We start from the raw sequence: 22,511 nt of genomic DNA, 5'->3' as shown, positions 1-22,511 counted from the left end.
ATGTCGTGGCCGTCTCAACGGGAGGTCCATCTCATGCGTATTCTCATCGCGGGAGCCGGAATCGGCGGGCTGACCACAGCCCTCAGCCTGCATGCCGCCGGCTTCACCGACGTCGTCGTCCACGAGTCCGTCCAGGAGCTCCGGCCGCTCGGCGTCGGCATCAACATCCTGCCGCACGCCGTGCGCGAGCTCACCGAGCTCGGCCTCGGCGAGCGTATGGCCGCCATCGGCGTGGCCACGGCGGATCTCACCTTCGTCAACCGCTACGGCCAGCCCATCTGGTCGGAGGTGCGCGGCGTGGCGGCCGGCTACCGCTGGCCGCAGTACTCCGTGCACCGGGGACGGCTGCAGTTCATGCTGCTGGAGGCCGTCAAGGAGCGGCTCGGGCCGGACTCGGTCGTCACCGGCTCGCCGGTCACCGGGCTGGACCACGACGCCGACCTGCTGGTGGGTGCCGACGGCATCCGCTCGGCGGTGCGCGCCGCGATGTTCCCCGAGGAGGGCGAGCCTCTGTGGAGCGGCCAGGTGTTATGGCGCGGCACCACCATCGGCAAGCCGTTCATGACCGGCAGGTCCATGCTGATGGCCGGTGACGACGTGCAGAAGGTGGTCGTCTACCCCATCGCGCCGCCGGACGAGGACGGCAACGTGCTCATCAACTGGGCCATCCAGCGCCAGGGCCCGGAGACGGTCCCGCGGGGCGACTGGAACAGGGAGGTCGCCATCGACACGTTCTTCCACCACGTGGCCGACTGGCGCTTCGACTGGCTCGACATCCCCGGCATGGTCTCCAGCGCCCAGGCCGTCTACGAGTATCCGATGGTGGACCGCGACCCGCTGCCGCGCTGGTCGACCGACAGGGTCACGCTGCTCGGCGACGCCGCCCACCCGATGTACCCCACGGGCTCCAACGGCGGCACCCAGTCCATCGTGGACGCCCGCGTCCTGGCCAACGCCCTGGCCACCGGCCGCGGTCTGGAGTTCTACGAGAGCCGGCGCCGCCCCATGTGCACCGAGATCGTGCACGCCAACCGCAAGGACGGCCCGGAGGTCGTCATGCGGCTGGCCCACGAGCGCGCCCCCGGCGGCTTCGACGACATCGAGCAGGTCATGCCCCTGTCCGAGCTCGAGGAGATCGCCCTGCGCTACAAGCAGATGGCCGGTTTCGACCCGGCCACGCTGAACGAGCGCGCCTCCTGGTCCGTCTGAGCGACCGCACCCGCGTCAACGAGCCGCGCGCGGCTCGTTGATCTGCGGGGTGCCGTCCAGCATGAGGCGGCGCGCCACGCCGATCATCCAGATGAAGGTGAAGGCGATGACGGTGGGGTTCTTCACCGAGACCAGCACCGCCATGACGAGCTCGCGCCGCTCCTCGGCCGCCACTCCTCGCCGGCATCTTCGCCGAGCTGGGCGAGGAGATGACCGCCTTCATGACCCGCTACGACGAGCGCGAGCTCGCCGCGATCGCCGACTACATCACCCGGACGATCGCGGTGCTCAACGCCAGACCGAGCGGCTGGCACGGTGAGCCTCAGGTCAGCGACGAGTAGGCCACCACGCCCCGGCGCATCCCGTCCATGGCCTTGGTCGCCGTCTGCCTGATCTTGCTGCCCTGCGGGGCGGCGTTGCCGAGCTGGCCGAGCAGGTCCATCAGCTGCTTGATCCACCGTACGAAGTCGCCGGCGGCCAGCTCGTTGCCGTTGACGCCGTCCATCAGCACGGCGTCCAGGTTGTGCCCCTTGGTCCAGCGGAACGCCGCCCAGGCGAAGCCGAGATCGGGCTCGCGGATGGTGGACAGCCCATGGTCGGACTCGATGCCCTCGAGCTCCCCCCACAGCCGAATCATCGCCGTCAGCGCGTCCTGGGCACGGCCGGCCGGGAGCTTCGGCCGCCTGGCGTCCTCCGACTGGCGCGACTCGAACACCAGCGCCGACACGCACGCCGCCAGCTCCGCCGGGTCGAGATCCTCCCACAGCCCGCTGCGCAGGCACTCCGCGGTGAGCAGGTCCAGCTCGGTGTAGATGCGGCCCAGCCGGCGGCCCTCGTCGGTGACGGTCTCGTCCTCCAGATAGCCGAGCTGCACCAGCACCGAGCAGATCCGGTCGAAGGTGCGCGAGATGACGTGCGAGCGGCCTTCCACGCGGCGGCGCAGTCCCTCGGTCTCGCGCAGCAGCTTGTAGTAGCGCTCGGCCCACCGCGCGTGGTCCTCGCGCTCGTCGCAGCCGTGGCACGGATGCTGCCGGATGCGCCGGCGCAGGTCGTTGATCTCGTCGTCCTCCACCGCGTGGTCGCGCGCCCTGGCCGGCTTGCCCAGGTCCCGGTCGCCGAGCTTGGCGAGCAGCGTGGAGACGAGGTTGGCGCGCTCCTTGGGCGAGCGGCCGTTGAAGTTCTTCGGGATGCGCAGCTTCTCGATCGGCTCGACCGGCACCGGGAAGTCGGCCGGGTCGAGCTTCTTGACCTGCTTGCCGATCGTGAGCACCAGCGGGCTGGGACCGTAACCGCGGGGGTTGCGGCCCGGGTCGAGCACGATCGCCAGCCCGGCCCTGCGCCCGCCGGGCACCCGGATCACGTCGCCCGGCTGCAGCGCCTCCAGCGACCGCACGGCCGCCGCCCGGCGCGCCGCCCCGCGCTGCTTGGACAGCTCCGTCTCGCGGTCGGACAGCCGCCTGCGCAGCCCCGCGTATTCGGTGAAGTCGCCCAGGTGGCAGGTCATCGCCTCCTGGTAGCCCTCCAGCGCCTCCTCGTGCTTGCGCAGCTGCTTGGCCAGCCCGACGACCGCCCTGTCGGCCTGGAACTGCGCGAACGACTCCTCCAGCAGTGCCCTGGCACGCTCGCGGCCGAACTGGCCGACCAGGTTGACCGCCATGTTGTAGGAGGGCTGGAAGCTGGAGCGCAGGGGGTAGGTGCGGGTGCCCGCCAGGCCCGCCACCGACAGCGGGTCCATGCCCGGCTGCCAGAGCACCACGGCGTGCCCCTCGACGTCGATGCCGCGCCGCCCCGCCCGGCCGGTGAGCTGGGTGTATTCGCCCGGAGTGAGGTCGGCGTGGGTCTCGCCGTTCCACTTGTCGAGCTTCTCGATCACCACGCTGCGAGCCGGCATGTTGATGCCCAGCGCCAGCGTCTCGGTGGCGAACACCGCCTTGACGAGGCCACGGGTGAACAGCTCCTCGACGACCTCCTTGAAGGCGGGCAGCATGCCCGCGTGGTGCGCCGCCAGCCCGCGCTCCAGGCAGTCGCGCCACTCCAGGTAGCCGAGCACGGCCAGGTCCTCGTCCGGCAGATGCGCGGTCCGCTCGTCGACGAGCTGCCGGATCTCGTGCTGCTCCCGCTCGGTGGTGAGCCGGATCCCGGCGTACAGGCACTGCTGGACGGCCGCCTGGCAGCCCGCCCGCGAGAAGATGAACGTGATCGCCGGCAGCAGCCCCTCGCCGTCGAGCTTCTCGATCACCTGGGCCCGGTCCGGCGGCCGGGACCTGGAGGGCCTGCCGTAGCCGCGCCGTCCCCGGCCCGCGGTGAGCCGCTCGGCGTCGCTCGTCACCCGCATCAGCGTCGGGTTGATGCGCGGCGTCTCGTCGTCGGTCATGAACAGGTCGTAGATCCGGTTGCCGATCATCATGTGCTGCCACAGCGGCACCGGCCGGTGCTCGTCGACGATGACGGTCGTGTCGCCGCGCACCTCGCCGAGCCACTCGCCGAACTCCTCGGCGTTGCTCACCGTCGCCGACAGCGCCACCAGCCTGACCGACTCGGGCAGGTGGATGATGACCTCTTCCCACACCGCGCCGCGGAACCGGTCGGCCAGGTAGTGGACCTCGTCCATGACGGCGAAACCCAGCCCGGCCAGCGTGGCCGAGCCGGCATAGAGCATGTTGCGCAGCACCTCGGTCGTCATGACGACGATCGAGGCCTCGCCGTTGACGCTGTTGTCGCCGGTCAGCAGCCCGACCTTGGCGGTGCCGTACCGTTTGACCAGGTCGTTGTACTTCTGATTGGACAGCGCCTTGATCGGGGTGGTGTAGAAGCACTTACGGCCCTGCTCCAGGGCGAGGTGGACGGCGAACTCCCCGACGACCGTCTTGCCCGAGCCGGTGGGGGCGGCCACCAGGACGCCGTCGCCGGCTTCGAGGGCCCGGCAGGCGTCTATTTGGAAGTCGTCGAGCTCGAAGTCGTACAGGCCCCGGAACGACCTGAGAGCGGCCCCGTCGTCCGCGTATTTCTGACGGAAGGCCGCGTAGCGTTCCGCTGGCGTTGTCATAACCGTCAGCCTACCGAAATCGCCATTCCGGTCCGCCCCTGCCGTCCTGCCGAGATCATCCCGTCCAGGCGCCTTCACCGAGGGCGGCTCAGGTGAGGACGCGCAGCGCCCCCGGCCGGATCTCGCACGTGACCGGGACCGGCCCGACGCGCTCGCCGTCGGCGTAGGCCACCACGCCGGGCGCCTCCAGGACGACGGTCTTGGCCCGCCGCACCGACACGGCCCGGTGGGTGACGTGGGTGCCCCGGTAGACCCTGGGGAAGACCCGCAGGAACTCCCTTTTGGACAGCGCCTCCACCATCACCACGTCCAGCAGCCCGTCGTCGGGCCGCGCGTCGGGGCACACCATCATGCCGGCGCCGTAGGAGCAGGTGTTGGCCACCGCCACCATCATGGCCTCCCGTTCGATCGGCTCCCCGCCGTCGAGCGTGACCCGGAACGGGATCGGCTCGAACGCGCGCAGCTCCTGCGCGGTGGCGACCAGGTAGCGGGCCATCCCGGGCGGCCAGGTGAGCCGGTTGGCGCGCTCGTTCACCCGCGAGTCGAACCCGCAGCACACCACCCCGGCGAACAGCTCCTCCGCGGCGCCGGAGCGGATGCACGCGGCGTCGACCAGCCGCGGCCGCATCCGCAGCACGGTCCTGGCCGCGCCGATCGGATCCTTGCGCGGCACGCCCAGCGCGGTGGCGATGTCGTTGCCGGTCCCGGCGGGGATGATGCCGAGCGGCACGTCGGTGCCCGCCACGGCCTGCACGGCCAGGTGGACCAGGCCGTCGCCGCCGAAGGCCACGAGCGCGTCGGGACGCTCGGCCACGGCGGCGCAGGCCCGTTCGAGGGCGTCGGCGGCGTCCTCGCCGACGATCACCGACAGCTCGGCCCCGCCCGCCCGCAGGCGGCGGGCCACGGGTTCGAGCAGGCGTAGTGTCCTGCCGCCACGGGCGGTGGGGTTGACGAGCAGGGCTAGTTGAGGGGCCACGCCCGGAACTTATCGCCTATCGGGCAGAACTGGAATCCTCTTCTAGTGGCGAGGCCTCGTCGTCGTCCAGGTGGGAGAAGTCCTCCTGGTCGGGGGCGCGCCGCTCGCGGATGTACATGAACAGCTCCGCGGCGAAGTAGAGGACGATCATCGGGACCGCGAGGGCGACCATGGCGAACGGGTCGCCGCCTGGCGTGATGACCGCGCCGAACGCGAACATCGCGAAGATGATCGTGCGCCGGTGCTTCGTCACGGTGGCCCGCGACAGGACACCGATGATGTTGAGGAACACCAGCAGCAACGGCAGCTCGAACGAGATGCCGAAGATCACCAGCATGATGAGGACGTAGTCGACGTACTCGTCGATCTGGATCGTGGCCACCGCGTCGCTCGGCGCGAACCCCAGCATGAGCGCCAGGCTGGTGTCCATGATCAGGTACGCCAGCACCGCGCCGACCATGAACAGCGGGATCGCCAGCGCCATGAAGGTCAGCGAGTAGCGCTTCTCGTTGCGGTAGAGCGCGGGGGTGACGAACGCCCAGACCTGGTAGAGCCAGACGGGCGAGGAGACGAGAAGGCCGACCATGGCCGACACCTTCAACGTCAGGAAGAACGACTGGAAGATGCCGCCGTAGGTGAGCGTGCAGGTGCCGTCGCGCAGTTGCTGGGCCTGCGGCGTCTCGCAGAAGGGCGCCTTGATGAACGCCCACACCGGGTCGAAGACGAACCAGCCGATGATGATGCCGACCACGACCGCGACCGACGCGATGAGCAGCCGGTTGCGCAGCTCACGCAGGTGCTCCATGAGCGGCATGCGACCCTCGGGGTCGGCGGAGGCTGAGCCTTGGTTACTCGACCGTTTGAGCAGCGCCATCTAGCGGTCCAGGTGAGGAGGAGGAATAGGTCAGGCTTGCTTGTTGGCCTGGCCGGCACTGGCGCGCAGCCTGGCCGCCTGCTCCTCGAGCAGACGGGCCTGCTCCTCCGCCGAGAGTGCGGGCGCGGGCGGGATCGACTGCGGGGTCACCTGCTGCTGGGGCTGGGGCTGCGCGGTGGGCTCCGCGATCGGCTGGGCCTGCACGGTCGTGTCATCGTCGTCGTCGCGAAGCTTCGAGGTCTCGGACTTGAGGATGCGCATCGACCTGCCGATGCCGCGGGCCATCTCCGGCAGCTTCTTGGCACCGAACAACAGGACGAGCACGACTGCGATGATGATGAGTTCAGTGGCTCCGGGCATCGACATGGAACGTCCTTTTTGGTGCGACTGTTCTTTCAGCCACGATCGTACGCTGCCCGGGCGATGGTCTCACCCCCCAGGGCCTCGCAATCTGGCCTGCCTCGGCTCGAGCTGGGCACGCGCCTCGGCGATTTCCCTGTCCAGACTACGTGCCGCGAGCGCCACGCGGCGTCCGGTGATCGCGAGAACGGCCAGCCCGGCCACCCCGAGCCCGCCCGACAACAGGATCCACGTCATGCCCGGTGAGCGTACAGGGACAGCGCCTTGTCGGCCTCCTCGCGCACCCTGACGGCCATCGCGGGGGGCGCCACGACCCGGCCGGTGTCGCCCAGGCGCAGCGCCAGCTTGACGATCCAGTCCTGGTCGCGGGCGCGCAGCGCGATCCGCAGCCGGCCCTCGCCCAGCTCGGTCACCTGCTCGCACGGGTAGTACTCCGCTACCCACCGCCCAGCGGGGGTGACCTCCAGCTCCACCAGCTCGTCCGTCGGCGACGGCCGGAAGACCCCCTGCGCCACGTCGATCGGCTCGGCCTCGGCGGGCGGGTCGGCGGGCACGTCCAGCACCTCCACGCCGAGCATCCGGTCCAGCCTGAACAGCCGCATCGCCTCGGCCCGGTAGCACCAGCACTCCAGGTAGCTGCGGCCGTCGGCGATCACGATCCGCATCGGGTCCACCTCGCGCGGCGTCACCTCGTCGCGTCCGGGCACGTAGTAGCGCAGCGACAGCCTGCGCCGCCTGGTCAGGCCCTCGCGCACCCGCGGCAGCGCGTCGGGGGCGGCGTCCACGTCCACCGCGACCTGGTTGCTCACCACGGCCGCACCCTCGCCGGCGGCCTGCTCCAGCTTGGCCACCACCCTGGGCAGCGCGTCGCCGCGCACCTCGGCCAGCTCCGGGGTGGCGGCCAGCATGCGCAGCGCCACCAGCAGCGCGCTGGCCTCGTCGATGCCCAGCCGCAGCGGCCTGGCGATGGTGTCGGCGTTGTCGATGACGATCTCGCCGCCGTCCCAGGACACGTCGATGAGGTCGCCGGGGGTGTGACCGGGCAGCCCGCACATCCACACGAGCTGCAGGTCGTCGATGAGCTGCTTCTCGCTCAGCCCGAACACCTCGGCCACCTCGCCGACCTGCGCGCCGGGGTGCGACATCAGGTAGGGGACGAGCGCGAGGAGTCTCGGCAACCGGTCGGCGGACCCGCTCATGCCAGGGCTCCCTTCAGTCGGCGGATGACGGCTTCGCGGGCGTCCGGCGGCTCGACCACCTCGACGTCCGCTCCCAGGCTGGCCATCCATCCGGCCAGCCGGTCCGGGTCGGTGAAGGGCAGCTCCGCCTCGTCCCACCCGTCGGTGCCCGCGTGCACGGCGGCCGACAGCTGGCGCAGGCCCTCGCAGGCGCCTCGCCGGACCCTGACGAGCGCGGTGCGCATCTGCGCGGGCTCGTCAGGGAAGCCCACCATGGCCCGCAGATCGACGCCTTCGGGCACCTCGACGGCGCCGGCCTTGCCCACGGAGGAGACCTGGCCGGTGATGCGGCTGAGCCGGAAGGCCCGCGGCGCGTCACGCCCACGGTCGAACCCGGCCAGATACCAGCGGCCGCGGCGGCTCACCACTCCCCAGGGCTCCACGGTGCGGGTGTGCGTGTTCTCGCTGCCCGCGCTGCGGTAGTCGAAGCGGACCACCCGCCGGTCGCGCACGGCCTCCCACAGCGGCGGGAAGGCCGGGTCGCGGGTGTCGACCCGCAGCTCCAACGCCCCTCCCCCGACGCCGCCGCCGACGGTCTCATGGGTGGCGACCCCGCCGGCGCGCAGTTTCAGCAGCGCGCCCGAGGCCGCCTCGGCCAGGCTGGCCCGCTGCCACACCTGCGCGGCGACGCCCAGCACGGCGGCCTCGTCAGGCTCCAGCACGATCTCCGGCAGCTCGTAGGACTGCCGCTCGATGCGGTAGCCGGGCTCGTCCTCCCACGGATCGCGCACCACGTCGATCGGGATGCCGATCTCGCGCAGCTCGTTCTTGTCCCGTTCGAACATGCGCTGGAACGCCTCGTCGCCGTCGCGGTCGTAGCCGGGGACGGCGTGCCGGATCTGCTCGGCCGACAGCGGGCGGCGGGTGGCGAGCAGGCAGATCACCAGGTTCAGCAACCGCTCGGTCTTACGGCGCGACATCTGCTCACTCCTCCTTCAACGACGCTACCCTGCCCCCGTGATCAGATGGCGCAAGGGCGAGGTTGTGCGGATCCGGCGCGAGTGGCCGGGAGCGATGGAGCTGGAGGTCGCCGTCCCCGAGGGGGACAACGCGCCGGGCGCGGAGCCTGGCGCGTTGTACCGGGCACTGGCCTATCCAGCACTGGTGGGCCGCCCGGAGCCCGGCGACGAGGTGCTGCTCAACACGACGGCACTCGCGATGGGTCTCGGTACGGGAGGTTACGCCATGGTGGTGGCCGTACCGAACCGTTTGCCGCAAGATCCGCAGGGCCCCGGGCACCTGGTGAAGGCCCGCTACACGCCGTTGCAGGCCACGGTGCTCGGCGCGGACGAGCAGGACTCCCCCTTCCATGACCGGTTGCGCGAGGCGGACTCGGTCGACGGGATGCCGGTGGTAGTCGCCGACCTGCACTCGGCGCTGCCGCCGATCCTGTGCGGGCTGTACGAGGCCGCGTCCCGCGACGTCCGGGTGGCGTACGTGATGCTGGACGGCGGGGCGCTGCCGGCCTGGTTCTCCATGGCGGCCGCACGCCTGCGGGAGATCGGCTGGCTGTCCGGGGTGGTCACGGTCGGCCAGGCGTTCGGCGGCGACGTCGAGGCGGTCACCACCCACACCGGGCTGCTGGCGGCCAGGCACGTGCTGGAGGCGGACGTGGCGATCGTCACCCAGGGGCCGGGCAACCTGGGCACCGGCACCCGCTGGGGGTTCTCGGGGGTGTCGGCCGGCGAGGCGATCAACGCGGCGTCCGTGCTGCTGGGGCGGCCGGTGGCGGCTCTGCGGGTCAGCGAGGGCGACCGGCGCGAGCGCCATCTCGGCGTCTCCCACCACTCGCTGACCGCCTACGGCCGGGTGGCGCTGACACGCGCCCAGGTGCCGGTGCCGATGCTGCCGGGCGAATTCGGCGAGCGGGTCAGGGACCAGGCGGAGCTGCTGGCAGTCCGGCACGAGCTGGTGGCCGTCCCGGTCGACGGCCTGCACGAGGCGCTGCGCGCCTCGCCGGTCAGGCTGTCGACGATGGGCAGGGGGCTGGAGGAGGACCTGGCCTACTTCCTCGCCTCGGCGGCGGCGGGCAGGTTCGCCGCCTCGCTGCTGGCGTAGGAGTCCTTGTAGGTGAAGGCCTCGGGGCTCGGCCCGTCGGTCCTGAGGCGTTCCAGCCGCCGCATCGCCTCGGCGAGCGTCGGAATGCTCCCCTCGGGGATCCACCACATCACCATGTACGGCTCCGCAGTCCGGTGGAACCACTCCCTGCGGCGGCGCAGCACTTCCAGGTGGCCGCTGCGGTAGGCGTAGTTCCAGAGCGCGTCAAGCGACTCCCAGACCGAGAAGTTGACCAGCAGGTGGTCGCCGTAGTCGTGCACGACGGTGGCGGTCGGGTCCAGTTCGCTCTCCTTGAGCCGCCACACGAAGCCGGGCGACCGGTCGGCGAGATCGTTGATGGGCTCGAGCAGGGCCACGAACTCGGCGAGCTCGGGCGAGTCGACGGGCGCGCGCAGGTGCGCGATGTTGAGCTGGGCGAGATGCATGACGCTCAGCAGATCACCCCCATCGCTTCTATGTCAATCTACATTTGTTTTAGAAAGGGTGACACAGCACTCCCCCGGGCGCGGATCCAGCCGCACCCGGTCCGAGTCGTCGCCGAGACCGGTCAGCAGCCCCTGGCACAGGGCCAGGTTCATGGAGCACACCAGCAGCGGCTGCTCGTGCGACAGCACGTGGAAGGGGCAGTTGCGCATGCGCAGGGCGCCGTCGTCGGCGGCATAGGGCTCGTAGCCGCGCCCGCGCAGCACCGACTCCACCGGCTCGCCGCCATGCCGCCTGGCCAGCCGCTCCCCCGCCCAGCGGGCCGCCTGCTCGGCCTGCTCCTCGGCGCCGAGCGCGTCCACCACGTCGGCCAGCACCGAGGCGATCGAGAGGTAGTCACGCGGCGGCAGGCTCACCGACACCTCGCCGCCGGCCCGGCGATAGACCTTGGCCGGCCTGCCGCTGCCCGGCCCCTTGCGCTCCGGCGCCCGAAAGCCGCCCTCCAGCAGCCCGGCCTCGACGAGCTTGTCCAGGTGGTGACCGGCGAGGGTCCTGGACACCCCGGCGGCCTCGGCCGCCTCCGTCCTGCCCACCTCGCCGCCATGGGCCGCCACGGCCTCGTACAGGCTCCGCCGGACGGGATCGTGCAGCGGCGCCAGCGCCTGGAGGTCGTCTTCGCTCACGATCGAAGTCTAGGACGGGCGGCGCGCGGTCTCGCTCCGCGGAACGTCAGAACCTCTTGACGACCCGCTTCAGGGTGCAGGCGCGGCTCGGCGGCCGCTCCGACCTGCCGTACTTGCTCCAGCAGGCGCCCTTCTTGATCACGTAGATGGAGACGCCCACCGGCGCGCCGTACCGTTCGTGCACGGCCTTGGCGTTGCGGACCAGGCGCGCGGCCACCGACCGGCCCTTGCGTGCAGAGGAGGCGGCGGCGTGCACCCACGTCCAGCCCGTGTCCCCGCCCACCACGCACGAGCGCACCTTCTGGCAGAACGGCGGCGGCGCCGAGAAGGAGCCCGCGACGGGGCCCGCGACGGCCTCCCGGGCGGTGGCCGAGGCCGCGGGCGTCAGGCCAAACAAGAGGCCACAGATGGCGACAAATGCTGATAAGGCACGGATCATGCCGTCCATTGGAACCAGATCAGCACGACCGGTGCAAGGGCCGATCAACCCGCCTGCTCGCGGGGATCGTCTGCCCGGCCGGTCAGTACGCCGCCAGGATGTCGACGACGAATACGAGGGTGTCGCCGGGGCGGACGCCGGACGGCGGGTGACCGGAGGTGCCGTAGCCGTCGGCGGGCGGGACGATCATCAGGACGCGGCTGCCCACGGGCACGCCCAGCAGCGCCCGGTCCCACCCTCTGATCACACTCCCGTCGCCGATCTTGAACGCCTCCGGCCTGCCGGAGCTCCAGGTGGAGTCGAAGACGCGCCGCCCGTTCCAGATCACGCCCTCGTACTGGACGACCAGGAGCCGGCCTGCCTCCGTCTCACGGCCGGAGCCGCGGGACAGGACCTTGGCGGCGAACCGGGGCGGGGCGGCGGTGCGCGGCACCGACAACCGCGGCCGGGCGGCGCCGGTGACGCGCACGCCCGCCAGCGAGCCGCCGGCCGCCTCGACCGCGGCGCCCCTGCCGTGCGCGCCGAGGATGTCCACCACGTAGAACAGCTCGTCGCCCGGGCCGACGCCCTTCGGCGGATGGGCGCCGTAGCTGTCGCCGGGCGGGATCGCGGCGATGACGCGGCTGCCCACCCTGCGCCCCCGCAACGCCCGGTCCAGGCCGGGCGGCAGATGGCCGACGGGGAAGGCAGCGGGGGCGCCGCGGGTGAAAGTGGAGTCCACGAGCCGGTTGTCGCCGCCGTCCCAGACGTGCGCGGTGTACTCGACGATCGCCACGTCGTCGGTCTCCAGCGCCGCGCCCCGCCCGGCGGCGAGTTCGTCGATCCGCAGCCCGGCCGGTGGCCTGCCGTCGGGGAAGTCGACCGTGGGCCTGGCCCCGAACGCGCCGCCCACCCTCAGCGCGGGATCAGCCGCATCCGATCCGGTGCAAGCGGCCTGCATGAGCAGCGGGGCCAGCAGCAGCGCGATGGTGTGGCGGCGCATCGGCGTCCTCCCATGCGGCGAGGCCCGGCGGCGTCACGCCACCGGGCCTCGCGATGCTACCGCGCCATGGGAGCGAAGGTCAGTAAGCCGACAGAACGTCCACCACGAACACGAGCGTGCTGTTGGCGGGGATGCCCTGCTGCTCCTGGGCTCCGTAACCGAGGTCCGGCGGGATGCTCATCACGACCCGGCTGCCGACCGGCACCCCGGCCAGGCCCTTCTGCCAGCCCTGGACGACGTTGGCCAGCGGGAACGCCGCCGGCTCGCCCCGGGCCCAGCTGGAGTCGAACTCCTTGTCGGTGCCCCAGATCTTGCCGGTGTAGTGGACGGTGAGCGTCTGCGTCGGCTGGACCTTCGGGCCGGTGCCCTCGATCAGCGTTTTGACGACGAGTTCCTTCGACGGCTTGTCACTCGTCTTGGTGCTCAGCGTGGGCGCCTTGTCGCCGCCCGGGCTCTCCACCTTGACGCCCTTGAGCTTCTGGTCGGTCGCCTTGCCGGTGGCGGCCTTCAGCGGCTCGGGCGGCGCGCCGACCACGTCCAGCACGAACACCTTCGTCGGCTGGGCCGGCTGGGCCTGCTGCTGCTGGGGCGCGGAGTCGCTGGCCATCACCGCCAGCAGCCGGCCACCGTGCTTCACCTTGGTGAAGCCGTCGCGCAGCACCTGCGGGAGCTGCTCGTTGACCGGGATGGTCTCGGGAGCCTTGGTGTCGTAGGAGGAGCCCTGGAAGGCGTTCTCCTTACCGTCCCAGTTGTAGACGGTGAGGTTGACGATGACCTTGTCGCCGGACTTCACCGCCGGGCCGGTCCCCGCGGTCAGCACCTCGTAGGAGGACTTCGTGGCGGGCGAGCCGGAGGGGAAGGTCACCGTGGGCTTGGCGCCCACATTGCCGGTGACCTTCACCCCCGCGCCCGCGGACGCGGACGCGCCCCCGGCGGCCGGAGCCGCCGGGGTGTCGGAGCCGCACGCGGCGGCGAAGAAGATCAAAGGCACGGCGGCCAGGACGGCCAGAGCGCGGCGCATGGATTTCCCTCGGAAAGACGTCAGATTCGCGCAACACTATCTGACTCCCGGTAGGGCCGAGGTAAACCCGCTTCTTTACATGCCTGCGATGAGCTTGTCGACCCTTTCGTCCACACTACGGAACGGGTCCTTGCACAGGACCGTCCGCTGCGCCTGATCGTTGAGCTTGAGGTGCACCCAGTCGACGGTGAAGTCGCGCCGCTTCTCCTGCGCCTTGCGGATGAATTCGCCGCGCAGGCGCGCCCTGGTCGTCTGCGGCGGCACCGACTTGGCCTCGAAGATCTTCAGGTCGGATGCCACCCGCTCCACCGAGCCGCGCTTCTGCAGCAGGTAGAACAGGCCGCGCTTGCGGTGCACGTCGTGGTAGGCGAGGTCGAGCTGCGCCACCCTGGGCGACGACAGCGGCAGGTCGTACTTCTTGCGGTAGCGCTCGATCAGCTGGTACTTCGTCACCCAGTCGATCTCGCGCGACACCAGGTCCAGGTTGCCCGTCTCGACCGCGCGCAGCGTGCGCTCCCACAGCTCCAGCACCCGGCGGGCGATCGCGTCGCCGCCGCGCCGGTCGACGAAGTCCTGCGCCTTCGACAGGTATTCCTGCTGGATCTCCAGGCTGGAGGCCTCGCGCCCGTTGGCCAGACGCACGCGGCGCCTGCCCGTCATGTCGTGGGAGACCTCGCGGATGGCCCTGATCGGGTTCTCCAGCGACAGGTCGCGCATCACCGTGCCCGCCTCGATCATGCGCAGCACCAGGTCGGTGGCGCCGACCTTGAGGAGCATCGTGGTCTCGCTCATGTTGGAGTCGCCGACGATCACGTGCAGGCGGCGGAACCGCTCGGCGTCGGCGTGCGGCTCGTCGCGGGTGTTGATGATCGGCCGGGAGCGGGTGGTGGCGGACGAGACGCCCTCCCAGATGTGCTCTGCTCGCTGCGACACGCAGTAGACGGCCCCGCGCGGCGTCTGCAGCACCTTGCCGGCGCCACAGATGATCTGCCGCGTCACCAGGAACGGGATCAGCACGTCGGCCAGGCGGCCGAACTCGCCGTGCCTGCCGACCAGGTAGTTCTCGTGGCAGCCGTAGGAGTTGCCGGCGGAGTCGGTGTTGTTCTTGAACAGGTAGATGTCCCCGGCGATGCCCTCTTCGCGCAGCCGCTTCTCGGCGTCGACCAGAAGGCCCTCGAGGATGCGCTCACCGGCTTTGTCATGGGTGACGAGCTCGATGACGTTGTCACATTCAGGGGTTGCGTATTCAGGGTGGCTGCCCACGTCGAGATAGAGGCGTGCGCCGTTGCGGAGGAAGACGTTGCTCGATCGGCCCCAGGACACGACCCGCCGGAACAGGTAGCGCGCGACCTCGTCCGGAGACAGCCTGCGCTGTCCCCTGAACGTGCAGGTCACGCCGTACTCGTTCTCCAGCCCGAAGATGCGACGATCCATCACCTCACACTATGCCCACGGATCGGCCAACGGGAGAGATCTCTTCGGGTGTTTTCCGCGCACCCCTGCTCACCTGCTGGTTCCGCGCCCTCGGGCGGCCCTGCCCGGCGCGTGGGGCGCGGCCCGCGTCAGGGCGTGTAGATCTCCTGCACCTTGACGATCTTGCTCTTGTGGACGGTGATGAGCGCGGGCCGCTGGAAGCCCTTGGACCGCTTGATCAGGTCCGTCCTGGAGCAGCGCTTGCTGCCCAGCCCTGTGTTGCGGTTCACCGTCAGGCCGGTCATCTTCGACCCGCAGCCGAGCGCCGACAGGAAGACCACGTTCTTGGCGATGGGCGAGGCGTAGGCGCGCGCGTCGCCCTCGGGCGGGCCGACGAACCGGCCCTCGGTCACGGTGCCCTTCTTCCACCTGATCGGCTCGTACTCGGCGACGGAGCCGCTCACGTGGGTGATCCACCCGCGCAGAATGCCGTTGTGCCGGGAGTGGATGCGCTTGGTGAAGTCGTGCCGGGGATCCGCCTGGAAGGTGGTCCCGAAGGTCTTCGGGGCCTTGTACTTCGGCAGCGCGGCGGCGTCGGCCGCCGCGCCGGACGTCAGGACCACGGCCGCGGCGGCACCGCTCGCCAGGAGGCTGCGCATGAGTGTGTTCACGGAACATTCGATGGGTGGTCATGGTCCGGAGTTCAGGGGGAGCATAGTGATACAAATCACACCCAACAGGGTGTCGGCTATCGCCGCACGTCAGCCTCCCCGTACGGACTCCGTCCACGTGCCGCACACCGGCACCGCGTACGCACCCACGCGGCACCGGCGGATAGGCGGCGGCCGCAGGCGCGCGCAGGCGCCGGCGGCCGCGCGCGCTACAGCGGCGAGGAGCCGTCGTCCACGTCACCGTCGGGGCCGGTGGGAGGCGGCTTCTCGTCCGGCTTCTCGTCCGGCTCCGGGGACGGCTCCGGGGACGGCTCCGGGGACGGCTCCGCGGGCGCGGACGGAGCGGGCGACGCCGAGGAGAGCAGGCGCTCCAGGCGCGGCCCGGTCAGGCGCTGGAACTTGCGGTGCTCCCGGTTGCGGTCGAGCACCGCCACCTCCAGCTGCGCCACCGGTGGCTGCTCGCCGCCCGGCTCGGTGAGCGCCGCCAGCGCCACCTTCAGCGCCGCCGAGAGCGACATCGACTCCTGGTAGCGCTCCTTCAGCCGCGTCGACACCGCGTCCGCCTGGCCGCCCATCGCCGCGAAGCCGTGCTCGTCGAACACCGAGCCGTCGAACGTCAACCGGTAGATGGCATCGCCCTCGGGCTCGTCGCCCACCTCGGCCACCACGACCTCCACCTCCAGCGACTTGATCGAATCGGTGAAGATCCGGCCCAGGTTGGAGGCGTACAGGTTGGCCAGGCCGCGGCCGGTCACGTCGGAGCGGTCGTAGGTGTAGCCGTTGATGTCGGCGTAGCGGATGCCGCCCAGCCGCAGCTCCTCGAACTCGTTGTAGCGGCCGACGGCGGCGAACCCGATGCGGTCGTAGATCTCGCTGATCTTGTGCAGCGCCTTGGAGGGGTTGGGCGCGACGAACAGGATGCCGTCGACGTACTGCAGCACGACGACGGAGCGGCCCCGCGCGATCCCCTTGCGCGCGTAGTCCGCCTTGTCCCGCATGATCTGCTCTGGGGACGCATATCCGAAAGGCATCGACACGTGGGGTGGTCCTTTCTAGCGCAGCGGAGCGATGGGGCCGTCAGGGGAGATCAGGCGAGCCTCGAGCATCTGCTCGACGTAGCCGGTCACCTGCTCATCGCTCAGGCGCCGGTAACCGTCGGCGTCGATCACCGACACGATCGGCCAGATCTTCCGCGTCACGTCGGGACCACCGGTCGCCGAGTCGTCGTCGGCCGCGTCGTACAGCGCCTGGATCAGCGTCATCGCCATGTCGTCGGCCGAGGCGGCGTCACGGTAGAGCTTCTTCAACGAGCCCCGGGCGAAGATCGAACCCGAGCCGATCGCGTCGAACCGGTCGCGCTCGTAGGGCCCGCCCGCCACGTCGTAGCTGAAGATCCGGCCTCCGTCGACGGCGGGATCATAGGCGGCGAACAACGGCACCACCACCAGACCCTGCATCGCCATGGCGAGATTGCCGCGGATCATGGTCGCCAGCCGGTTGGCCTTGCCGGCCACCGACATCGTGCGGCCTTCCAGCTTCTCGTAGTGCTCCAGCTCCACCCGGTAGAGCCTGGCCATCTCGATGCCGGTGCTGGCCGTGCCCGCGATGCCCATGCAGGAGTAGTCGTCAGTGCGGAACACCTTCTCGATGTCGCGCTGGGAGATGATGTTGCCCGACGTCGCACGCCGGTCGCCCGCCATCACCACGCCACCGGCGAAGGAAGCGGCGACGATCGTCGTCGCGTGCGGGACCTGGTCACCGATCGGCGTGGCCAGCACCTCATTCCGCAGCGGCAGCAGCTCGGGCGCATATGAGCCGACGAAATCCGTGAACGAGGAACTCCCTGTGTTCTGGAAAAGCTGGTGTCTCAAGCCGGCGGGCAGATCCCTGTGCGATGCCACGCGACTCCCTCCAAATGTCAGTGTCCCTAGGGCGACCCTACTGTTCTTGCGTCGCTGTCTGCACTTCCCACGATCAGCTCACGGCGAACCGTTCACCAGATCGTTTCTTTACGCCCACGACCGCCCGTGCGATTGTCGGTATGTCTGCACGTCCTGCACAGGAGGCCGACATGCGACTCCCCAGCCGACCTGCGTTGATCGCGGCCATCGCCGCCCTGGCGCTCACCTCCTGCGGAACCGGCACCCCCTCCGAAGGCGGAAGCATCACCCTCACCATCGCCGCCAACTCCATCTCCGGGGGCAAGAACTCCGAGTCCGCCGACTGGATCAAGCGGTGGGTCATCCCCGAGTTCGAGAAGACCCACCGCAACGTCAAGGTGCTCTTCCAGCCGAGCGGCGTCGACGACGAGCAGTACAAGACGAAGCTCGCGCTCGATCTCAAGTCCAAGACCGGGGCCGACGTGATCGACGTCGACGGCATCTGGGTCGGCGAGTTCGCCCAGGCCGGCTACATCAAGCCGCTGGCGGAGGTCGGCGGGGCCGCCGTCGACTCCTGGGAGGGCTGGTCGCAGATCCCGCAGGCGGTGCAGGGGCTGGGCATCTTCGACGGCAAGAAGTACGGCCTGCCGCAGGGCACCGACGGCCGCGTCCTGTTCTACAACAAGACCCTGTTCGCCAAGGCCGGCCTGCCCGAGACCTGGCAGCCCACCAGTTGGCAGGACATCATCGACGCCGGCACCAAGCTGAAGGCCGCGGGCGTGCCCACCCCCATCCAGATCAACGCCGGCAGCGCCATGGGCGAGGCCACCACCATGCAGGGCGTCCTGCCCCTGCTCGCGGGCGCCGGGGCGGAGATCTACACCCAGGACAAGTGGACCGGCGCCAACCAGGCCATGAAGGACGTGCTCGGCTTCTACCAGCAGATCTACGGCGGCAGCGGCCTCGGCGACCCCAAGCTCCAGCAGGAGGCCAAGGGCCGCGACAAGTCCTTCGCCCAGTTCGCCCAGGGCAAGATCGCCATCCTGGCCGAGAGCGACTACTTCTGGCGCTCCGTGATCGAGCCCAACGCCGGCGTCGCGCCCATGAAGAACCGCGACCAGGCCGTCGGCTACGCCAGGATCCCCGCCAAGACGCCCGGTGCCGGCATCCGCGGCCAGGACCACGCCAGCATGTCGGGCGGCGCCGTCCGCGTGCTCAACCCGTTCTCCAAGAACCCCAGGCTCGCCTGGGAACTGCTCGCCTTCATGCACACGGCCGCCGCCACCACCTCGCAGCTCGCCGGGCAGGTGCGCATCAGCTCCCGCACCGACGTCAACGACGAGGTGCTCACCGGCGATCCCATGCTGCGCTACATCGCCGACGAGGTGCTGCCCATCACCGCCTACAGGCCGGGGCTGGCCGTCTACCCGCAGGTCTCCGTCCTGCTCCAGGAGGCCACCGCCGACGTGGTCAGCGGCAAGAGCGCCGACGAGGCGGCCGCCGCCTACCAGGCGAAACTGGAGGGGCTGGTCGGTGGTGCGGCCAACATCGCCGGCTGACGCCGCCGGGCTCGGCAGGGGCAGGGCGATCGGCTTCGTCCTGCCCGCCCTCGTCCTCATCGGCGTCTTCCTCGTCTTCCCCGCCCTGTGGACCATCTATCTGGGCCTCACCGACTACAGGCTCACCGGCCTGGCCGCCGCCAACCCGCAGGTGGTCGGCCTCGACAACTACGTCGGCGCGCTCACCGACCCCGAGTTCCTCACCTCGCTCTGGCTCACCCTCGCCTACGTCGGCGGCTCGGCCATCCTCGGACAGGCCGGGCTCGGTTTCGGTCTCGCCTGGATCCTGCGCACCCGCACCGGCTGGGTGCGGCGCGCCGTGGAGGGCGTCGTGCTGCTGTCGTGGATCCTGCCCAGCACCGTCGTCGGGTTCCTGTGGTTCGCCCTCCTCGACCGCGACGACGGCACGCTCAACGCGCTCCTGCACACCCCGGGCATGGCATGGCTGCTCGACCACCCGCTACTTTCGATCATCGTCTTCAACGTGTGGCGCGGCACCGCCTTCTCGATGATGCTCTACTCGGCGGCGCTGGAGAACGTGCCGCCCTCCCACCTGGAAACCGCCCGCCTGGCCGGCGCGAGCGTGCCACAGCAGCTCCGCGACGTCGTCTTCCCGCTCATCCGGCGGCACATCCTGACGAACCTGCTGCTCATCAGCCTGTGGACGTTCAACGACTTCACGCCGTTCGTGCTGACCGGCGGCGGGCCGGAAGGCCGCTCGGAGATCCTGCCGATCTACGTCTACAACGTCGCGCTCAGGGGCGGCGAACTCGGCGTCGGCGCCGCCATCTCCTTCCTCATCCTGCTGATCAACCTCGTCTTCGCCCTGGCCTACCTGCGGCTGCTGCGCGGCCAGCGGCGACAGCAGGAGGTCGCCGCCGCGGGAGGACCCCCAGCATGAACGGCATGCCATGATCCGGCACACCATCGGACGGCTCGCCTCCACCGTCTTCATCGCCGTCACGCTCGCCCTCTTCACCCTGCCCATGCTCTGGCTCGCCAGCGCCCCCTTCGACGCGACACCGACCATCACCACCTCCATCCCCGAGTTCACGCTGCGCAACTTCGCCGCCATCCTCGACAACCCCTACGCGCTCGGCTCCATCCGCAACTCCGTCATCCAGGGCGGCGGGGCCGCCGCGCTCGTCGTCGTCCTGGCCGCGCTCGCCGCCTACGCGCTCTCCCGCGTCCGCGTCCCGGGCCGCGACCTGCTGCTCTATCTGCTCCTGCTGCTGTCGTCGGTCGTCACCGGCACCGCCGCCATGGTGCCCGTCTTCGAGCTCGCCACCCGGCTCGACCTCATCGACACCCATCTCGGCGTCATCCTCGTCGTCTCCGGCGGCCTGCTGCCCGCGGGGATCTTCATCCTGAAGGACTTCATGGACGAGACGCCCACCTCCTACGAGGAGTCCGCGCGCGTCTTCGGCGCCTCCCCGCTGCAGATCCTGCGCCACATCGTGGTCCCGCTCGTCCGGCCGGGCCTGGCCACCATCGCCGTGTGGGCACTCGCCAGCGTCTGGGGCGGCTTCCTGTTCCAGTTCATCCTGCTGCGCGATCCGGACAAGGCGCCCGGCTCGGTCATCCTCTACACCCTCTTCACCGAGGGCGGCGCACCCAAGCTCGACCTCATCTCCACCTTTTCCCTGCTCTACTCGCTGCCGGTGGTGGCGATGTACCTGTTCGTCTCCCAGAGGTACGGCTTCCGCTTCCACGGAGGGATCAAGCGGTGATCTCCCTGCACGGCCTGACCAAAGTGTTCGCCGGCGGCGTGCGCGCCCTCGACGCCATCGACCTCACCATCGCCGACGGCGAGTTCTTCGCCCTGCTCGGCCCATCAGGCTGCGGCAAGACCACACTGCTGCGGACCATCGCCGGCCTGGAGACCCCCACCTCGGGGACCATCCGCATCAACGACACCGACGTGACCTCGCTGCCGCCCGGCCGCCGCGACGTCGCCATGGTCTTCCAGGACTACGCGATCTTCCCCCACATGAGCGTCGCCGACAACATCGCCTACCCCCTGCGCATCAAGAAGGTCCCCCGCGCCCAGCGCACCGCCAGAGCCGCCGAGGTCGCCGCCACCCTCAGCCTCGGCGGCCTCCTCGACCGCCGCCCCAGCCAGCTCTCCGGCGGCCAGCAGCAACGCGTCGCGCTCGCCCGCGCCATCGCCTGCCACCCCCGGGCCTTCCTGTTCGACGAACCCCTGTCCAACCTCGACGCCCGCCTCCGCCTCGAAGCGCGCACCTTCCTCAAACGCCTCCAGCGCGACCTCGCCGTCACCACCGTCTTCGTCACCCACGACCAGGCCGAGGCCCTCGCCCTGGCCGACCGCATCGCCGTCATGTCCAACGGCCGCATGGTCCAGGTCGGCTCCCCCACCGACGTCTTCCAGCGGCCCGCCACCACCTTCGTCGCCGCGTTCATCGGCTCCACCCCCATGAACCTCCTGCCCGGCAAGATCGCCGACGGCGCCCTCCACGTCGCGGGCGCCACCCTCCCCTCCCCCACCGGCCTGCCCGACGGCACCGACATCGTGTACGGAGTCCGCCCCGAATACACCGACCTGACCACCACCGAACGCCCCGACGCCTTCCCCGGCGCCGTCTCCGTCCTCGAGAACCTCGGCACCAGCACCCTGGTCACCCTCGAAACCGCCGGCCCGCTCATCCAGACCGTCGTCCCCGAAGGCGACGAACCCCGCCTCGGCACCCGGGCCTGGGCGGTGCCGCGCCGCGCCCTCATCTACCGCGACGACCTCCTGCACACCACCGCACCCTGACCTCGCATACTGGAAACCATGTCCACCAGGGACTGGATCCTGCACCTGGACCTCGACCAGTTCATCGCCGCCGTCGAACTCCTGCGCCATCCCGAGCTGCGCGGCAGGCCCGTCGTCGTCGGCGGCGACGGCGACCCCACCCGCCCGCGCACCGTCGCGGCGACCGCCACCTACGAGGCCCGCGAACACGGCGTCCACTCCGGCATGCCGCTGCGCACCGCCCTGCGCCGCTGCCCCGACGCCGTGTTCCTGCCCAGCGACCCGCCCGCCTACGAGGCCGCCTCCGAACGCGTGATGGCCACCCTGGACGACTTCCCCGTGGACGTCGAGGTGTGGGGATGGGACGAAGCCTTCATCGGCGCCCGCACCGACCAGCCCGAAACCCTCGCCACCGCCATCCAGCAGGCCGTGCGCGCCCGCACCGGCCTCGACTGCTCCCTCGGCATCGGCGACAACAAACACCAGGCCAAACTGGCCTCGAACTTCGCCAAGCCCGCCGGCGTCTACCGCCTCACCAGCGCGAACTGGGCCGAGGTCATGAACGAGCGCCCCACCGACGCCCTCTGGGGAATCGGCGCGAGGACCGCGAGGAAGCTCGCCGGCCTCGGCCTGCACACCGTCGCCCAGCTCGCCGCCGCCGACCCCCGGGAGCTCGCCGCCCGCTTCGGTCCGACCAACGGCCCCTGGTATCGCTATCTCGCCCTGGGCAAGGGCGAAGCCGAAGTCGTCACCACCCCGTGGATCCCCCGAGGCCACAGCCGCGAGACCACCTTCACCCATGACCTCACCGACCCGGCGGGCATCACCGCCGCGATCACCACCCTCGCCGAGCAGGTCGCCGCCGACACCGCGGCCGCGGGCCGCCGTGCCACCCGCGTCACCGTCAAGGTCCGCTTCGCG

At 70.5% G+C, this 22,511-nt stretch carries 25 protein-coding genes; 8 read left to right on the top strand and 17 right to left on the bottom strand.

Going from position 1 to position 22,511, the window contains the following annotated elements:
- Positions 1–33: 33 nt before the first annotated feature.
- On the top strand, positions 34–1,209 hold the full coding sequence (locus V5E28_RS41940; RefSeq protein WP_336215508.1) for a flavin-dependent oxidoreductase: 1,176 nt from the start codon (positions 34–36) through the stop codon (positions 1,207–1,209).
- Between the two features lie 15 nt (positions 1,210–1,224).
- On the opposite strand, the gene V5E28_RS41935 is transcribed toward V5E28_RS41940, so the two are convergent.
- Positions 1,225–1,383 (bottom strand): hypothetical protein, encoded by a 159-nt coding sequence (locus tag V5E28_RS41935; protein WP_336215507.1) that lies wholly within the window; start codon positions 1,381–1,383, stop codon positions 1,225–1,227.
- A 35-nt stretch (positions 1,384–1,418) separates the two neighbouring features.
- Here V5E28_RS41935 and V5E28_RS41930 point away from each other — a divergent pair, with 35 nt between their 5' ends.
- Entirely contained in the window at positions 1,419–1,550 is a 132-nt protein-coding gene (locus tag V5E28_RS41930) for a hypothetical protein (protein WP_336215506.1), read from the top strand.
- Here V5E28_RS41930 and V5E28_RS41925 read toward each other — a convergent pair.
- The 7 genes from V5E28_RS41925 to V5E28_RS41895 form a co-directional block, all read right to left on the bottom strand.
- Positions 1,532–4,255 (bottom strand): DEAD/DEAH box helicase, encoded by a 2,724-nt coding sequence (locus V5E28_RS41925; protein WP_336215505.1) that lies wholly within the window; start codon positions 4,253–4,255, stop codon positions 1,532–1,534. The genes V5E28_RS41930 and V5E28_RS41925 overlap by 19 nt on opposite strands.
- A gap of 88 nt (positions 4,256–4,343) precedes the next feature.
- On the bottom strand, positions 4,344–5,231 hold the full coding sequence (locus V5E28_RS41920; protein ID WP_336215503.1) for a diacylglycerol/lipid kinase family protein: 888 nt from the start codon (positions 5,229–5,231) through the stop codon (positions 4,344–4,346).
- A 16-nt stretch (positions 5,232–5,247) separates the two neighbouring features.
- Entirely contained in the window at positions 5,248–6,036 is a 789-nt protein-coding gene (gene tatC / locus V5E28_RS41915) for a twin-arginine translocase subunit TatC (protein WP_336215502.1), read from the bottom strand.
- 99 nt (positions 6,037–6,135) lie between these two features.
- Positions 6,136–6,471, bottom strand: coding sequence for a Sec-independent protein translocase subunit TatA (tatA, locus tag V5E28_RS41910; protein ID WP_336215501.1), 336 nt, complete (start codon positions 6,469–6,471; stop codon positions 6,136–6,138).
- Between the two features lie 63 nt (positions 6,472–6,534).
- Positions 6,535–6,702 (bottom strand): hypothetical protein, encoded by a 168-nt coding sequence (locus tag V5E28_RS41905; RefSeq protein WP_336215500.1) that lies wholly within the window; start codon positions 6,700–6,702, stop codon positions 6,535–6,537.
- Positions 6,699–7,664 carry a helix-turn-helix transcriptional regulator gene (locus V5E28_RS41900; RefSeq protein WP_336215499.1) on the bottom strand — a complete coding sequence of 322 codons (966 nt, stop codon included), beginning with the start codon at positions 7,662–7,664 and terminating at the stop codon, positions 6,699–6,701. The genes V5E28_RS41905 and V5E28_RS41900 overlap by 4 nt, the downstream gene beginning before the upstream one ends.
- Positions 7,661–8,623, bottom strand: coding sequence for a helix-turn-helix transcriptional regulator (locus V5E28_RS41895; protein WP_336215498.1), 963 nt, complete (start codon positions 8,621–8,623; stop codon positions 7,661–7,663). Before V5E28_RS41895 ends, V5E28_RS41900 begins: the two co-directional genes overlap by 4 nt.
- Positions 8,624–8,660: 37 nt before the next feature.
- On the opposite strand from V5E28_RS41895, the gene V5E28_RS41890 reads away from it, so the two are divergent.
- Positions 8,661–9,761: a DUF3866 family protein gene (locus V5E28_RS41890; RefSeq protein WP_336215497.1), complete on the top strand. Its 1,101-nt coding sequence runs from the start codon at positions 8,661–8,663 to the stop codon at positions 9,759–9,761.
- Here the strand turns inward: V5E28_RS41890 and V5E28_RS41885 are convergent.
- The 9 genes from V5E28_RS41885 to prcB form a co-directional block, all read right to left on the bottom strand.
- On the bottom strand, positions 9,707–10,186 hold the full coding sequence (locus V5E28_RS41885; RefSeq protein ID WP_336215495.1) for a DUF3291 domain-containing protein: 480 nt from the start codon (positions 10,184–10,186) through the stop codon (positions 9,707–9,709). The genes V5E28_RS41890 and V5E28_RS41885 overlap by 55 nt on opposite strands.
- 33 nt (positions 10,187–10,219) lie before the next feature.
- Positions 10,220–10,867: a helix-turn-helix transcriptional regulator gene (locus V5E28_RS41880; protein ID WP_336215494.1), complete on the bottom strand. Its 648-nt coding sequence runs from the start codon at positions 10,865–10,867 to the stop codon at positions 10,220–10,222.
- A 46-nt stretch (positions 10,868–10,913) separates the two neighbouring features.
- Entirely contained in the window at positions 10,914–11,264 is a 351-nt protein-coding gene (locus V5E28_RS41875; RefSeq protein WP_336215493.1) for a hypothetical protein, read from the bottom strand.
- A gap of 124 nt (positions 11,265–11,388) precedes the next feature.
- Positions 11,389–12,288, bottom strand: coding sequence for an FKBP-type peptidyl-prolyl cis-trans isomerase (locus V5E28_RS41870; protein ID WP_336215491.1), 900 nt, complete (start codon positions 12,286–12,288; stop codon positions 11,389–11,391).
- A 79-nt stretch (positions 12,289–12,367) separates the two neighbouring features.
- Positions 12,368–13,309: an FKBP-type peptidyl-prolyl cis-trans isomerase gene (locus V5E28_RS41865; RefSeq protein WP_336215490.1), complete on the bottom strand. Its 942-nt coding sequence runs from the start codon at positions 13,307–13,309 to the stop codon at positions 12,368–12,370.
- Between the two features lie 75 nt (positions 13,310–13,384).
- Positions 13,385–14,743: a Pup--protein ligase gene (gene pafA / locus V5E28_RS41860; RefSeq protein ID WP_336215489.1), complete on the bottom strand. Its 1,359-nt coding sequence runs from the start codon at positions 14,741–14,743 to the stop codon at positions 13,385–13,387.
- Positions 14,744–14,871: 128 nt separating this feature from the next.
- Positions 14,872–15,393 carry a hypothetical protein gene (locus V5E28_RS41855; protein WP_336215488.1) on the bottom strand — a complete coding sequence of 174 codons (522 nt, stop codon included), beginning with the start codon at positions 15,391–15,393 and terminating at the stop codon, positions 14,872–14,874.
- Between the two features lie 209 nt (positions 15,394–15,602).
- Entirely contained in the window at positions 15,603–16,424 is an 822-nt protein-coding gene (prcA, locus tag V5E28_RS41850; RefSeq protein WP_336215599.1) for a proteasome subunit alpha, read from the bottom strand.
- Between the two features lie 21 nt (positions 16,425–16,445).
- Complete coding sequence (gene prcB, locus V5E28_RS41845; RefSeq protein WP_442945954.1) at positions 16,446–17,294, bottom strand: proteasome subunit beta; 849 nt, start codon at positions 17,292–17,294, stop codon at positions 16,446–16,448.
- A 170-nt stretch (positions 17,295–17,464) separates the two neighbouring features.
- Here prcB and V5E28_RS41840 point away from each other — a divergent pair, with 170 nt between their 5' ends.
- The 5 genes from V5E28_RS41840 to V5E28_RS41820 all read left to right on the top strand — a co-directional run.
- Complete coding sequence (locus V5E28_RS41840; RefSeq protein ID WP_336215486.1) at positions 17,465–18,832, top strand: extracellular solute-binding protein; 1,368 nt, start codon at positions 17,465–17,467, stop codon at positions 18,830–18,832.
- Positions 18,807–19,733, top strand: a complete 927-nt coding sequence (locus V5E28_RS41835; protein ID WP_336215485.1) for a carbohydrate ABC transporter permease — start codon at positions 18,807–18,809, stop codon at positions 19,731–19,733. The genes V5E28_RS41840 and V5E28_RS41835 overlap by 26 nt, the downstream gene beginning before the upstream one ends.
- Positions 19,734–19,743: 10 nt before the next feature.
- Positions 19,744–20,562 carry a carbohydrate ABC transporter permease gene (locus V5E28_RS41830; RefSeq protein ID WP_336215484.1) on the top strand — a complete coding sequence of 273 codons (819 nt, stop codon included), beginning with the start codon at positions 19,744–19,746 and terminating at the stop codon, positions 20,560–20,562.
- Positions 20,559–21,611: an ABC transporter ATP-binding protein gene (locus tag V5E28_RS41825; RefSeq protein WP_336215483.1), complete on the top strand. Its 1,053-nt coding sequence runs from the start codon at positions 20,559–20,561 to the stop codon at positions 21,609–21,611. Before V5E28_RS41830 ends, V5E28_RS41825 begins: the two co-directional genes overlap by 4 nt.
- 18 nt (positions 21,612–21,629) lie before the next feature.
- Positions 21,630–22,511, top strand: an 882-nt coding sequence (locus tag V5E28_RS41820; RefSeq protein WP_336215481.1) for a DNA polymerase IV, incomplete at its 3' end; no start/stop codon positions are given.

Origin of the sequence: Nonomuraea sp. LPB2021202275-12-8, assembly GCF_037044575.1 — a bacterium.
Classification (GTDB): Bacteria; Actinomycetota; Actinomycetes; order Streptosporangiales; family Streptosporangiaceae; genus Nonomuraea.
This window is presented reverse-complemented; position numbering and strand designations above follow the sequence as displayed.

Coding starts and splice junctions, on each gene's coding strand:
- pafA (WP_336215489.1), bottom strand. CDS start 14,743: ATGGATCGTCGCATCTTCGGGCTGGAGAACGAGTACGGCGTGACCTGC.
- V5E28_RS41940 (WP_336215508.1), top strand. CDS start 34: ATGCGTATTCTCATCGCGGGAGCCGGAATCGGCGGGCTGACCACAGCC.
- prcA (WP_336215599.1), bottom strand. CDS start 16,424: ATGCCTTTCGGATATGCGTCCCCAGAGCAGATCATGCGGGACAAGGCG.
- V5E28_RS41925 (WP_336215505.1), bottom strand. CDS start 4,255: ATGACAACGCCAGCGGAACGCTACGCGGCCTTCCGTCAGAAATACGCG.
- V5E28_RS41870 (WP_336215491.1), bottom strand. CDS start 12,288: ATGCGCCGCCACACCATCGCGCTGCTGCTGGCCCCGCTGCTCATGCAG.
- V5E28_RS41840 (WP_336215486.1), top strand. CDS start 17,465: ATGCGACTCCCCAGCCGACCTGCGTTGATCGCGGCCATCGCCGCCCTG.
- tatA (WP_336215501.1), bottom strand. CDS start 6,471: ATGTCGATGCCCGGAGCCACTGAACTCATCATCATCGCAGTCGTGCTC.
- V5E28_RS41895 (WP_336215498.1), bottom strand. CDS start 8,623: ATGTCGCGCCGTAAGACCGAGCGGTTGCTGAACCTGGTGATCTGCCTG.
- tatC (WP_336215502.1), bottom strand. CDS start 6,036: ATGGAGCACCTGCGTGAGCTGCGCAACCGGCTGCTCATCGCGTCGGTC.
- V5E28_RS41830 (WP_336215484.1), top strand. CDS start 19,744: ATGATCCGGCACACCATCGGACGGCTCGCCTCCACCGTCTTCATCGCC.
- V5E28_RS41885 (WP_336215495.1), bottom strand. CDS start 10,186: ATGCATCTCGCCCAGCTCAACATCGCGCACCTGCGCGCGCCCGTCGAC.
- V5E28_RS41930 (WP_336215506.1), top strand. CDS start 1,419: ATGACCGCCTTCATGACCCGCTACGACGAGCGCGAGCTCGCCGCGATC.
- V5E28_RS41900 (WP_336215499.1), bottom strand. CDS start 7,664: ATGAGCGGGTCCGCCGACCGGTTGCCGAGACTCCTCGCGCTCGTCCCC.
- V5E28_RS41905 (WP_336215500.1), bottom strand. CDS start 6,702: ATGACGTGGATCCTGTTGTCGGGCGGGCTCGGGGTGGCCGGGCTGGCC.
- V5E28_RS41865 (WP_336215490.1), bottom strand. CDS start 13,309: ATGCGCCGCGCTCTGGCCGTCCTGGCCGCCGTGCCTTTGATCTTCTTC.